Origin of the sequence: Microcoleus sp. FACHB-SPT15, assembly GCF_014849525.1 — a bacterium.
Classification (GTDB): Bacteria; Cyanobacteriota; Cyanobacteriia; order Cyanobacteriales; family Coleofasciculaceae; genus Symplocastrum; species Symplocastrum torsivum.
On sequence record NZ_JACJNU010000047.1, the window covers coordinates 131,910 to 145,522 of the forward strand.

At 45.6% G+C, this 13,613-nt stretch carries 8 protein-coding genes; 7 read left to right on the forward strand and 1 reads right to left on the reverse strand.

From position 1 onward, the window contains the following. Positions 1 to 12 precede the first annotated feature (12 nt). Positions 13 to 768, reverse strand: coding sequence for a bifunctional 2-polyprenyl-6-hydroxyphenol methylase/3-demethylubiquinol 3-O-methyltransferase UbiG (locus tag H6F98_RS15695; RefSeq protein WP_192219632.1), 756 nt, complete (start codon positions 766 to 768; stop codon positions 13 to 15). Positions 769 to 1,083: 315 nt separating this feature from the next. Here H6F98_RS15695 and htpG point away from each other — a divergent pair, with 315 nt between their 5' ends. The 7 genes from htpG (at position 1,084) to H6F98_RS15730 (ending at position 13,451) form a co-directional block, all read left to right on the forward strand. Then, entirely contained in the window at positions 1,084 to 3,114 is a 2,031-nt protein-coding gene (gene htpG, locus H6F98_RS15700) for a molecular chaperone HtpG (protein WP_192219633.1), read from the forward strand. A 236-nt stretch (positions 3,115 to 3,350) separates the two neighbouring features. Continuing rightward, positions 3,351 to 3,587 (forward strand): 50S ribosomal protein L28, encoded by a 237-nt coding sequence (gene rpmB, locus H6F98_RS15705; RefSeq protein ID WP_192219634.1) that lies wholly within the window; start codon positions 3,351 to 3,353, stop codon positions 3,585 to 3,587. A 634-nt stretch (positions 3,588 to 4,221) separates the two neighbouring features. Next, positions 4,222 to 9,654, forward strand: a complete 5,433-nt coding sequence (gene hpsA, locus H6F98_RS15710) for a hormogonium polysaccharide biosynthesis protein HpsA (RefSeq protein ID WP_192219635.1) — start codon at positions 4,222 to 4,224, stop codon at positions 9,652 to 9,654. 348 nt (positions 9,655 to 10,002) lie between these two features. Beyond that, entirely contained in the window at positions 10,003 to 10,764 is a 762-nt protein-coding gene (locus tag H6F98_RS15715) for a prepilin-type N-terminal cleavage/methylation domain-containing protein (protein WP_192219636.1), read from the forward strand. Between the two features lie 120 nt (positions 10,765 to 10,884). Continuing rightward, the gene (gene hpsC / locus H6F98_RS15720; protein WP_192219637.1) at positions 10,885 to 11,967 is read left to right on the forward strand and encodes a hormogonium polysaccharide secretion pseudopilin HpsC; all 1,083 of its coding nucleotides are present in this window, start codon (positions 10,885 to 10,887) and stop codon (positions 11,965 to 11,967) included. 29 nt (positions 11,968 to 11,996) lie between these two features. Next, positions 11,997 to 12,692: a prepilin-type N-terminal cleavage/methylation domain-containing protein gene (locus tag H6F98_RS15725; RefSeq protein ID WP_192219638.1), complete on the forward strand. Its 696-nt coding sequence runs from the start codon at positions 11,997 to 11,999 to the stop codon at positions 12,690 to 12,692. 207 nt (positions 12,693 to 12,899) lie between these two features. Beyond that, positions 12,900 to 13,451 carry a Tfp pilus assembly protein FimT/FimU gene (locus H6F98_RS15730; protein ID WP_192219639.1) on the forward strand — a complete coding sequence of 184 codons (552 nt, stop codon included), beginning with the start codon at positions 12,900 to 12,902 and terminating at the stop codon, positions 13,449 to 13,451. Positions 13,452 to 13,613 lie beyond the last annotated feature (162 nt).

Below are 13,613 nucleotides of genomic sequence, written 5' to 3' on the forward strand. Positions count from 1 at the left end.
AATGCGATCGCATTATTCCTCTACAGCTTTTATTTTCTCAAAAACACCTATCCAACCATCAGTTCTACCAATAATTCCGAACGAACCTCGGCAGAGTAAAATGCTACAAAACTCTACAAGGTTTAAAAAGCTTGAAGTTTTGTCTTCTAGATATTTTCCCTTGAAAAATTGTGGTCTATAGTGCCGTTTGCGAAACCATAAGTCTTTAAGTTTTAGCTTATTTTTTGAATAGTACTGAACCTGATCACCCTGATTTTCTCCAAACACCATTATAATTCCAGTAGGAGAGTAAGGTTTAACATGATCAAAATCATCATAGAAAAAACTACTAAGTAAAGGAGTCGCAATTATTAAATGTCCACCGATTTTCAAGCGTTCTAGATAAGAATCCATAAAGTCTTTCAAATCAAGAGGATTGAAATGTTCAATAATATGAGACATTAGAATAATATCGAATTGCTCTGAATCTTGAGCAAATTCTTCTAGTGTTGCACACTTCATTCCTTTAGCTTTGTTAGCCTCAATAAGTTTTGGATTTACATCTACTCCCAAAGCATCATAACCACTTTTCTGAAGAGCGTTCAGCTTTTTGCCATAGCCACAACCAACATCTAAAACTTTGCATTTAGAGGTTTCATCCTGAGAGTACTTTGCAAAAAACTTGAGAATTTGAGGCAGGTCATAATCATAGCTAAGCATTGCATAATATTTATTTTTGACTCTGCTATAAATTCCAGGATATTTTTTTTTCTTATCGGGTTGGCTCATGCTGGCGAATCTCCCAGATTGGCTCAAAGGAACTGTGTTGATAATGCCACAAGTTTCAGAATCACTGAAAATGCTTTAAAACCTTTGCCACTTTACGCTGTCCATAACACAGACTTACCAACGAGCAGGCTAAAAAGCTGAGTAAGAAAATAGTGGATAAGCAAAGGCTTCAGGTTGTTCCAACTTTCGTTCCTGGCATCTACACTCATAAAGTAGGGAGATCCGAATCTTCCATAGGGGGCAATCCGAGAAGCAAAACCCCATGGGATCGCACAGAATCGTCTTAAAGACCTTGCATAGGATTAAGTGACACCCATGACGATGTTAGAACAGGGCACTATCAGTATTCATACTGAGAATATTTTCCCGATTATCAAGAAGTCTCTCTACACTGACCACGAAATCTTCTTGCGGGAGCTGATTTCCAACGCCGTGGATGCCATCCAAAAATTGAAGATGGTCTCTTTCGCCGGGGAGGTGGACGGAGAACTGGAAGCCCCGGAAATTCAAATCAGCATTGATAAAGACAAAAAGACCCTCTCCATCTCTGATAACGGCATCGGCATGACCGTTGACGAGGTAAAGAAGTACATTAACCAAGTGGCATTCTCCAGCGCCGAAGAATTTGTTCAAAAATACCAAAAAGACGCCGACCAACAGATTATCGGTCACTTCGGTTTAGGCTTCTACTCCTCGTTCATGGTGGCGAGTAAGGTTGAAATTGATACACTCTCCTACAAGCAAGGGGCACAAGCGGTTCATTGGTCTTGTGATGGTTCACCCGCGTTTCAGCTAGAAGACTCTTCACGTACTCAGCGAGGCACTACCGTTACGCTCACCCTCCAAGACGAGGAACAGGAGTACCTAGAACCAATCCGGATTAAGCAGTTGGTCACAGCCTACTGCGATTTCATGCCAGTGCCCATCAAGCTGGATGGTGAGCAAGTTAATAGACAAAGAGCATTGTGGAAGGAATCGCCACAAAGCCTGACGAAAGAAGATTATTTAGACTTCTACCGCTACCTTTACCCATTCCAGGATGAACCTCTGTTGTGGGTGCATTTGAATACTGACTATCCCTTCCTGCTTAACGGTATTCTCTACTTCCCCAAGCTAAAGCCTGATGTAGATGTGACCAAGGGTAACATCAAGCTGTTCTGCAATCAGGTATTTGTCAGCGACCACTGCGAAGAAGTGATTCCCAAGTTCCTGATGCCACTGCGGGGAGTGATTGATAGCCCCGATATTCCCCTAAATGTCTCTCGTAGTGCGCTGACGAATGACCGAACCGTGCGCCGGATTGCTGACTTCATTGCCAAGAAAGTAGGCGATCGCCTAAAATCCCTTTACAACGAGCAGCGTGATGAATACATTCAGAGCTGGCAAGATGTAGGCACCTTTGTCAAATTTGGCTCCCTCAACGACGACAAGTTCAAAAAACAAGTCGAAGACATCATCATCTACCGCACCACCTACGAACCTGGAGTGCAGGAGAACAAGGAAGTAACACAAGCTAGCAACGCGGAAACGCCAGCCGTACAGGTGCAGTCTGAAGAAGGAGACGCTTGGCAAGATGTAACTTCAGCGTCAAGCAGCGAATCTCAACTCCCAACTTCCAACTCCCAACTCCCCAATTCCCAGTACACCACCCTCAAAGAGTATCTAGAGCGCAACAAAGAGCGCAATGAAAACCGAGTCTTCTACTGCACTGATGAAGCGCCACAAGCGACCTATGTAGAACTGCACAAAAAGCAAGGTCTGGAAGTGCTGTTTATGGACTCCTTCATCGACACCCACTTCATCAGCTTCCTAGAACGTGAGTACTCCGATGTCAAATTTTCACGAGTGGACTCGGACTTGGATAACACCCTGATTGACCAGGATAAGGCAGCAGAAATTGTTGACCCCAAGACCAACAAAACTCGTAATGAACTGATTAAAGAGATATTTGAGAAAGCCCTCAACAAGCCAAAAGTCAACATCCGCACCCAAGCGCTGAAGTCTGATGACCCCCAAGGCACACCTCCAGCGATTGTCCTCTTACCAGAAGCGCTGCGGCGTCTCCAGGAAATGACGGCACTGATGCAGCAGCAGTCGGCTCAGTTTCCTGAAGAGCATATCTTAGTCGTGAACACAGCTCACCCATTGATTCAGAACTTAACTGAACTGAGTCAGGGAAGCATCGTTCAAGGTAGCGGACAGTCTCCTTCGGGTGAACTCGCTAACCTGATTTGCCAGCATGTCTACGACTTGGCACTGATGGCTCAAAAAGGCTTCGACGCTGATAGCATGAAAGCCTTCGTTGAGCGGTCGAATCAGGTACTTACCCGTCTGACTACACGTTAGAGACATTAGACCTGTCTTGAAAGCGTTAAATTTAGATCCCCCCAGCCCCCCCTAAAAAGGGGGGAGAATTTAATCAAAGTCCCCCTTTTTAAGGGGATTTAGGGGGATCTTCCGGATTAATCGCCAGGTACTTTTGCCAAAATGGGACGCTCCCTCCAATCGCCCCACCTCCCCCTGCCTATTTTCCTGGGACGGGCAAGATATGATAGATGACGGAGACAATCTGGAGGTTAACAATGTCACGCAAATGTCAGCTAACGGGCAAAAAAGCAAACAATGCTTATGCCATCTCTCACTCACACCGACGTACTAAGAAGCTACAGGAAGTTAACCTACAGTGGAAGCGGATTTGGTGGTCGCAGGGCAATCGTTGGGTGAAGTTACGGCTTTCCACCAAGGCAATCAAGACATTGGAGAAGAACGGTTTGCAAGCAATGGCGAAGCAAGCTGGGATTGACCTGAATCAATACTAGACACAACTAGTGCATCCACCGCAGCAATCGCTGTACAGTTCCCTTGTAGAGACGTTAACTGTAATGTCTCTACTCCATTTATGAAACTCTATACTTATTAAGGTCTCTAATACTGACCCAGCTAGAATGCTTCTGTGCTACGTGGCATGGGTATATTGTCAGTCTCACGATGGAAGTTTGATCTTTGGGACAAGTGATAGATTTTTTAAAGCAATTGGGTAGGATAAGCGCAGTTACCTTCGCACCCAGTTTTGTTTTAGTTCTTTTAAGGAAAAATGCCACATCTTAAGCATCCTTCTAGGGGAACTGACTTAACTCACTTTTAACAAGTGAGAGCCAGTGTCTTTTTCTCAAACTACTGCCTAAGTTTGACCCATACCGGATAATTCCTAAAAAAATCATACCTGTTTGCAGCGGGAAGCTAATTTCCCATTGATACCGTAGTTACTCCTTATTAATACCGAGAGAGTAGGATTGCTAGGTCGATGAAGTTTTCATGAAACTTACGACAAGCCCCCAAGGGAAAGCAAGTTGTAGTTCAACTGAGTATCACTCGCTACTTAGCCCATCCCCTCAAAAGCGTCACTTTTGAATTCTCCCCCATCAGAGGAAGCCGTCTGTCAGGAAAGCCGCTATGTCAATTCCTAAAAAACCCAAGAAGAACCCTCGAAATCTATTCCACAGGATGTGGAAGCTAACAGAAACCGCTGTTAAAGCCGTGGTGAATTGGATTTTGCGTGGGTTGTTGAGGACTAACAAGCGACCTCGCCTCGCCAAAGCCAAAGCTGGATTTACCCTACCAACAACAGTCATGGTGATGTTGGTGGTGATTTTGCTAACTATGGCGATGGTAATGCGTTCATTTGACCGCAACCGCAATGCTGTCAATGCGAGATCTGAGCAGGTCATCCAAAATGCCTCAACTCCAGCCATTGACCGTGCCCAAGCAAAACTGACAGCTCTTTTAGCAGATCCCAACTTGCCGAGGGGAACGCCGCCAGACGATGTAATTCTCAATGCAATGAATGATGAAAAATATACTTTTGGGGATGAAACGCGGTTGAAGCTGGCGTTTGACTTTGGTGACGGCAACGGCGGTGATAACCAGGATGGAACTATTCAAACGAGCCAGAATGTTAAAAATGATGAGTCACTCAACACGGCTTGGAAGTATCCAGTAGATACCGATGGTAATGGCTTGTATGATTCCTTCACGCTCTATGGTCTTTACTGGCGTAGCCCGAAGCGGACAGGACAAAACTTTGATAGACCAAGAAATCCATTAGAGGCTCGCTCTATTCCTCAAGCCCTCGTTGGTTTAGGTGATATATGTGAAACGGCAGGACAGTCAGCAGCGACGGCTGTTGGTGAGGGAGACTGGTACCAACAAGGTGGAAATCTCAGTAAAGCCTTTTATGTCTACGCGGCAACTGTCCCAATTACTAGTACAGATACTGATTTCTCACCCCAACCTTTCAATGCCGATAAATATGAAGTCAATAAGCAACCCAATAAAGCGTTTGCGGGGCTAGAGTTTCAGCAAGACCGCTACCGTGCTGGGGTCAATAATACTTCGGTTTGGTATCAAGATGACCTAGTAATCGCGCCAGGTGGAACATTCCGCTTGAATGGAAGGGTGTTCACGAATGGTAACTTGCTAGTTGGTGGACTTGCCCCCTTCTCCAACCTCCAGTTGTATCAGGTCAGCAGCCCATATTCCTGCTTCTATGAGCAAGTGAACGCCAAGATTAATGTTGGCGGTAACGTGGGAACTGGAGATATTACTACAAGTACGAATCAAGCAGATGTAACTGCTTATCTCTACAAGGGTGACGAGGACAAAGGTAAAGCCACTCTGGATGCTGTCGCGATTAACGGAACTAATAAATCAACGACAAGTCAAGGCGGTAGTCAAATCGCCTACAACGATGCAGCTTACAATCGGCGAATTACGTTGATGAAGAATACGGCATTGAGTTTATGTGGTGCCTGCACACCAGCATCAACACCGAAAGCCGCTGCTTTAGGCGTAGCAGCATACACTGCTGACGAGGATTTGGGAACCAGATTAGAGGACGTATTACAAGACAATGTGACAGTAAATTACGACATCCTGTCAAAGGAGCTTGAAATTTACCTCCGCAACCGTACCCGCCGCGTTCCCTACGCAGAGATTGATTCACCCGAAGGGGCTAATGCGGTAGCTCCATACGATACTGATGGCGATAATATTGACACTGGAGTTTTTGGTTCCGGAATTGAGCCACCTGCCGCGTGGCGAGAACCAACAAATGCAAATACCGGAGTGACGCTGGAAGCCGACCTAGGACTAGAGCAAACCAATCCAGAAGTACAAATCAACCAAAACGACTACAAAGAAGATTTCATAGGCGATCGCATTAACGTTGGTAATAACTTACCCGCCTATTGGAAAAATGGTGACGGTGAATATGTTGCGGCTGTACCCGATGGAGTAGCTCCAGAAGCACAGCGCCAATACACAGGCGGTAACTGGACAGCAGGTGGTGGAGCACGATACCGCACCACTCAATTACAGGCACTAGACGACTTAGGTGCCGCAGATAGAGGCGGCTTCTGGGAAGTAGCGGCGGGTTCAAACCCTCAAAATGTTATTCCCGGTGGCGGTGGTTTACGGATTATCACAGGTGCTGGAATCTATGTTGACGATCCTGATTTAACTGCACCAGATACCGCTGCTGCCTATCCTCGTGCTGCCAATTCTTTCTTACCTTCTGTCTCTTGGGATACAAAGTTTGTCGATCCAACTGAAACGTCTGACCCTACTGAAAATAAAATTTTTCCATCTATCCTTCAGTTCAATGGTCAAGATCCAATTCTCGTTTGGTCTGACCTGATGCCCATGACAGGTGGTGATGCAGAAATTATTACTGGTGCCAACCGGAAGGGCGACCTGCAGATGCGAGCTACGGCAGTTTATCACTATGTGGACAACAGGGTGGAACAAGAAGGTGATCCCCCTAACCAAACGCCTATTGCTTGCGTGAGTAGCTACTATGATCCAACCAACGCAGAAACGGCAACAGACATTAATGCGGGTGGAAAATCGAACAACGGTAAAGTTTACAACTACCCTGGTAGAAATATAGGTACCTACCAAACTCAACTTGAGCGTCAGGCGAGACTGGTGTTTCCTGACGGACATTTTGCTAATCCTCCCTTGAGAAACGCAATGCAGAAGTTTATCGCAGGGGGAGTAGCGAATTTTACCTGGGAAGATTATTCAGCGGTTGATACAGCAATTTGTAGTATCGCAATTCTTGATGGTACGGCAACTACAAGTACCGCTATCCCAGATGGGGCAATTAAAGAAGCCTCATTCCTCGATGCTCGTGAAGTCAAAGCAATTGATAAACTTAGGCCAAGCGATCCAGCTTATGACATCACTAGTAACTACAACCTTCCTTTGGAGGATCGTCAACCTTTAGAAATTCGGGTAACGGATATCAATGTTGGAGTACTGGCTGAGAATGGATTTGGACAGTTTGACTCAAACGCTGATGGTACTAACGAAGATGAGTATCTCCTCCCTAATAGTGGGATTATCTATGCTTCCCGTGATGATGCTTTCCCGGATGAAAGTAATCCTACTGACATCTCGCTGAGTTCTACTGATTTCAGACTTGATCCAAAGCGCCGTCCGAATGGCATCCGATTAGTTAACGGTCTACGTCTAGCACGAGGAACTGGAAATGTCTACAGAACGGAAGAGAAAGGTTTAATCCTTGCGACTAATCTACCTGTTTATGTGAAGGGTCACTTCAACCCCCATTTACCATCCGGGACAACAGCCTTCAATGCAGGTGACTCAGAACTCGAAGAATTTAACCAAGAGTTACTGCCTAACTGGAGTAACTTTGAGGAGCGTGGCGCTGGAGGTGCAGGGGACTTAAACCTACAATTTGCTTGTCGTGTGGGGGAACCTCTTTGTGAAGCTCCTGGAGACCAATGGCGCCCTGCTACGGTAATTGCTGATGCGATTACTGTCCAATCTGTCAATTTCAAAGATGGGTATCGCAACCAAGGAGACTTCGATTTAAGAAATAATGCTGGTACTCCATTAGCGGGCAAACGAGCAGGCAAAGGCTTCTTTGACAATAGCTTTGTGACGAGTGCTAAGTGGTGGGACAACACCAATGCAAATGGCTTACCTAACGATGAATCACGAGTGTCTTATCTGTTGAATGGTGTGACACCCATCCAGCGGAGGGCTACAGTCATTCCCTACCCGACAGAGGAGTGTACGATAGTTCCACTATCTGAATGTACTCCTGATGCTTGGACTGTTGAAGGTGATACGTCCGATGTAGATCCAACACTGCCTAATCAACGCTATGCCCGACGAGTCCGCTTCAAGAGGTTTGGCTCAAGATATGCCTATGACCAAGATGGCTATCCAGAGTTTGAGTCACCACTACCAACGGCACCAGTAGAAAACACTCTATGGTTCCAGACACGAGAGGCTGATGGCACCCCAAGCTTTGATGGCGGTACTGCAGCGACTAGTCAGCCATTCATCTTTCAGCCTCGGTATCCCCAAGATGCTCTTGTGGGAGCAGGCGAGCTTCAGCTTCCTGATCTAGGCTGGCTTCGGGGTTATGCGGCGGCAACTAACACCAAAAATGCAACCTTTTCTCCTGCTTCTCTTGCTGACCCCGATGCTGATCCTGTCGTAGCAGCCGACATACCTGCTACTAGTGGTGCTCCACCCCATAACATCAACCCAGGACAGTCTGTCGCCCAAAGAATCAACGATATCTTCGACCAATTCACAGACACTAATAAGTTTGACCAGGCGAATGTGTTCAACTTAGCGACTGAGAAAGCGTTCTTGAACTTTAATACTCCTGACCCTAGAACGATTGAACTAACCGGGGGAGGTCAGATGCGGGTATTCAGCGGTGGAAATGCTTTCCCCATTAATCTAAACGCCGGCACACCAGACATACTAATTGGAGACGAATCTTCTGTATTTGTCTTCCTCCTACCCAGAATTAACTTGACAGCAGGAACATTAGCTGCCATTAAGGAGTTAAAGCTAGAGGGTGTACTTCCTGAGAATGTGTATTGGTTGGTTGAGAGAAACGTCGTTATCCCTCGTTTCATCAAATTTAAAGGTAATATCTTAGCTAAAGGTGGCATCCGACTAGTACGATCCGAAATCGAAGGACGTATCTTGGCGGGAGGAAATATTGGCTTACAAAATGGCGCTTCAGTCAAACCACCTAGTGGCAATCAACCAAGAGTTGTCCCAGTCACGCAAATCCACAGCGTAGCTGGTGTTCCTGGAACTCACAATGATAATGGCAATGTTTCCAATAGCTTATACGGTGACATTAAAACCTACCCAGTGAGATGGTTACAGCAGGCTAGCTCCACAAACTACAACATTGCCTTTGTCGGCGGTGATAGTTCGCTACGCCCTTCTGAAGTAAGTGCTGGTCTAAGCAACTTTGTGAGATTGCAGGAAAATTGGGATGGTCCAACAGAGAGTCCAGGCGATAACGCAACAGTGACGGTTAAGGGTAGCTTTATCCAACAAAAGCGCAGTTCTTATGCAACAGCGCCCTTTGCCACAATTCGTCAGGGGGGAAACGCAGAACCCTCTCCGAAGCTTTCACTGGAGGATGGAACAAATGCTGATGGTAGCTTGAGTATCTTTGGTTACAGAAGTACTCGCTACTTGACGAGTAACGGTACGCCAACGGGAACCCTGCCCTACTACGGCACACCAAGTCGTCAATGGGGTTTTGATGTCGGTCTCTTATCCCAAGCTCCAGACATTTTCTCCCAAAAGTTCACCCAAGATATCGACAAAGTCCAAAGCTACTACAGAGCCGTTGAGCGAAATGATCAGTGGATTCAGGCTTTGCTCTGTGCGGCTCAACCAGCCAATCCTACAGATCAGGAACGAGTTGGAGGATCTGGTACAAGTTACACACAGTATGCTGTGGCTGAAAGTGAGCGTCCAGACTGTCCGAGTCCGAATGTGACGAACGCGAACCTCCCTTACCCTGCTAATCCTTAAAAGAAACCCTTGGTGATGACCATGCTCAAACTTAGGAGAAAAACCGGATTCATGGAGCTTCAACCAAACAGGCAGGAGGGAAGCTTGTTAGCCCCTCCCTCCTCCCAGATGGTAGCCTACTGTTTAGACACATCTCCTGATCAACCCCAAAATTCCGATCCCCCCCATCCAGGGCTGAAAAGGGGGGATAATTCAGTCAAAATCCCTCCTTTTAACCCTGATTTAGGGGGATATCCGGGTTTGAAAACGCTCCTTATCTTCACAAAATTGACGGGAACCAGATTTTCAAAGTCCCCAAAAATTGGGGGATTTAGGGAGCCGACAAGTCTAGGACTTGAGGAAAGAAACTTGAGTAGACACGACAATAGGTCGGGAGTAGAAACAGGAGAAGCTACGGTAGAGGAGAAGACGAGAGAGATAGCTTTCTCCCAAGTTCCCCTTTCAAAACCTTCTCAATCAACACAGTCAGGCTTCACCATCATTGAATCCTTGTTGGCAATGATGATCGTGACTATTCTGCTGGTAGGAATTTCACCACTGCTGGTGCTATCGACTGCTTCTCGCGTACAGGCAAGACGGATCGATTTGGCAACTCAAGCAGCTAGAAGCTACGTTGATGCACTACGTGCGAATGCGATTCTTCCTCCTGGTAGGGATAACGCTGATTTCACGGCAGCAGACTTAGGAGTTCCTGCCCCCCCCAATATACCCAATCAAGTTAGAAACCCAAGAACCTGTTTAGACAAAAATCTTCAGCCTCTTGTCCCCTGTAGCAATCCCGCGTTCGTGATTCAAGCCTTTCGAGATCCCTTACCCAACGGTGGTACCGATACAGATTTCGATGGAACAACTCAAACAGAAGCCCAACAACAAGGCTACTGCTTGGGACTTCGAGTTTATCGAGGTGATGCCTTTGGTGGTGGCAATGCTCCTTCGGAAATCAAGCCACTCCCGTCGATGTTCACAGAAACGGCTAATACAAAAGAGTATCCGTTGGTGGTGATGACAACACAAATCATTAACCGCACTAGCTTTGAACAATATCAAAATCGCTTTCCTGATGATGATGGTGACCCTACTACTCCTCGTAAGGGTAGTTCCTGTCAATAACTTGCTTTCAATTCAAAGTAAGTAGTTTGTATTAGCTGTATTGTGTTTTTTGACCGTTAATAATCTCTAATATTAACCAGCATTCAGTCTGCTCCTGATTAGCCAAAAAGTCGTATTACTATGAGTGCAGCAAAGTTTATTCTTAATATCCTATCAAAGCACCCTCAGCGAGGAAAAAGAGCAAAAGGCTTTACGCTGATTGAATTGCTGGTAGCTATGATTTTAACGGCTCTGATTATCACGCCGCTCTTGGGTTTTGCGGTGTCGATCATGACTACTGACCGCCAGGAACAAGCTAAAGTTGCCTCGCAACAGGAAATACAGGCAGCTCTAGACTACATTGCCCAAGATATGCAGCAGGCGATTTACATCTACGATGCTCAAGGGTTAAGTGCTGGTGCTGATGGGATTCTTGAGCAAATCCCACCGCTTGCACCAACGACAGGTTGTAATAACGCTAGTGAATGTACACCCGTTCTTGCCTTTTGGAAGCGCAAGTACTTAGACAAAGATGATGTAATTAATGGTGTAAGGATTGGCGACATTGATAATGATAATTTACCAGGAGAAGGAAGCGATCGCTTTGTTTACGCTTTAGTTGTCTACTACCTCATTAAAGATGGTCAGGCAACATGGTCACCTGTAGCTCGGATTGGCAGATTTGAAATTCGAGGTGGCATCACAGGCACTACTACTAGTCTTCCCCCTAGCGATGGTTTTGCTGACTTTCCTCAAGTGATCAATGAGTGGCAAAAAGGTACAGGCGCTTATACTACAGCCGTTGAAACATTAATTGACTATATTGATGATACTCCTGCTGCTAATTTCACAGCTACTGCTCCTCAATTTCAGCCCCCAGGCAATAATGGTCCCATTACTGCTACAGGCGCTCCCACATCAATTGTATGTAATCAACGGATTGCAGCTAATGAACCTGCGGCTTATAAAAATGCATCACGGGTACCAACCGATGATACTAGCCTCGCAGTAACAACAGGAAGCTTTTATGCTTGTGTTAATCCAATTAATTCCCAAGGGCAGTCAGTCGCACAAATCTTCATTCGGGGAAATGCCCTCCCTCGCATAAACACAAGTCCAAATAGCTGGGCAGTAACTGCTGGTAATCAGACAAGTCAGCTAGCTAACCGCCCTGTAGCTAGTGTGCTAGTTTCAGTCCGTGGTTTAATCAGCGGCGACGAATAACTTCTGAACTCTCGACATTACGCTCTTCCATGGAAAACACTACACTGACCCAGACATTATTACAAATAATCTGTCGCTACAGGTTACGCACGGACTCCAATAGACAAGCCGGATTCACTTTTATTGAATTGCTAGTAGTCATCATCATGATTGGTGTTCTTTCTGCAATCGCCGCTCCTGGTTGGCTTGGCTTTGTACAGCAGAGAAGGGCAGGTGCTGCAAGTGATGCTATGGTAAGGGCAATGCAGGAAGCTCAGAGTTTAGCAAAAACTCGAAAGCTGAGCTATAGCGTTAGTTTTAGAAATGAAGGCGGAGTTCCCCAAGTTGCTATTTACCCATATAAAAATACTACTGGAAATGAAATAAACCCTAATAATCTTGATGATATTAGCTGGAAAAGTTTAGGTAATGAACAGTTAGCCTTAAAGCCCGGACAAATTATCCTGCGGACAAACTTAGGGACAGCCAACCAAGGTACTAATGCTATCAACACAATTCCTAATGGTGAAGTCAAAACGATTACCTTTAGTTTTCTAGGTACTTTACCAACAGACCCAACACCCGTCCTAAATCCTGGCGGTGGTGCACAAGAAGGACTAGTCGTTGAAGTGGGTGCACCTCAAGGGACTGATGGCGTAATTCCTGTAACAAGGCGATGTGCCAAGATACTCACTCTTTTAGGGTCATTGCAAACTAAAAAAGGAAACCAATGTAATCTCAGTTAATCCTTCATGTGGATTGTATATCCTTAGATGAATAGCATCCTGATTTAATACACTAAAGCTAAATAAATACATCCGAGAAAACCCTGACTTTAAGAAGTTGGGGTTTTTTATTATTCAGCCTTTTTACGATTTTTTTTCTTTAACCAATCGAATTAAATCAGATACATCAGGTATCACGTAAAACGCTGAATATCAGGGTGAATTTAGATGCGACTGAAGGCTCACTACTCCAACAACGCTGGATTTACACTACTCGAAACCATTATTGCAGTAGCAATGATTGGAATATTATGTGCGATCGCAACACCAACTTGGAATGGCTTCGTCAACCGTCAGCGCCTCAATACTGCCCAACACCAAGTTTATCGAGGTATGCAGGAAACAAAAAGCCAAGCAGTGTTACAAAAGGTAACCTGGCAATTTAGCATTCGGGAAGTAACAGTTGACGGTAAAGCAGTTGTTCAGTGGGCAGTTCATCCCAAAAGTGTAAGCCCTGCTAACGCCACTTGGCACAATCTAGACTCACACATCCGCCTCTATCGCCCAGAGACGACGTTCCATAAAGACAAAAAAAATGGCATCCAGCGAGTCCAGTTTAACTACATCGGCAACACCAACGGACAACTAGGACAGCTAACCCTAGTAGCGAATAACAGCGACAAAGTAAAACGCTGCGTATATGTTTCAACCCTGATCGGAACCATGCGAATGGGTAAAGAGCATCCTAAACCAAATAGCAGAGAGAAGTATTGTTACTGATTGATAGCCCTACAAGGGAAGGGGGCTAATTTCAAAGCCTCTCTCCTTGTAGGATACTGCTGGCGAATGGTGGGTTTGCCCCCTCACCCCAAGGAATTTACAGGGTTTACCAGGCAAGCTAAATAATGCGATCGCCAGCTGAAAGCATTAATTTCTCGTTGA

Coding starts and splice junctions, on each gene's coding strand:
- H6F98_RS15695 (WP_192219632.1), bottom strand. CDS start 768: ATGAGCCAACCCGATAAGAAAAAAAAATATCCTGGAATTTATAGCAGA.
- htpG (WP_192219633.1), top strand. CDS start 1,084: ATGACGATGTTAGAACAGGGCACTATCAGTATTCATACTGAGAATATT.
- rpmB (WP_192219634.1), top strand. CDS start 3,351: ATGTCACGCAAATGTCAGCTAACGGGCAAAAAAGCAAACAATGCTTAT.
- hpsA (WP_192219635.1), top strand. CDS start 4,222: ATGTCAATTCCTAAAAAACCCAAGAAGAACCCTCGAAATCTATTCCAC.
- hpsC (WP_192219637.1), top strand. CDS start 10,885: ATGAGTGCAGCAAAGTTTATTCTTAATATCCTATCAAAGCACCCTCAG.
- H6F98_RS15725 (WP_192219638.1), top strand. CDS start 11,997: ATGGAAAACACTACACTGACCCAGACATTATTACAAATAATCTGTCGC.
- H6F98_RS15730 (WP_192219639.1), top strand. CDS start 12,900: ATGCGACTGAAGGCTCACTACTCCAACAACGCTGGATTTACACTACTC.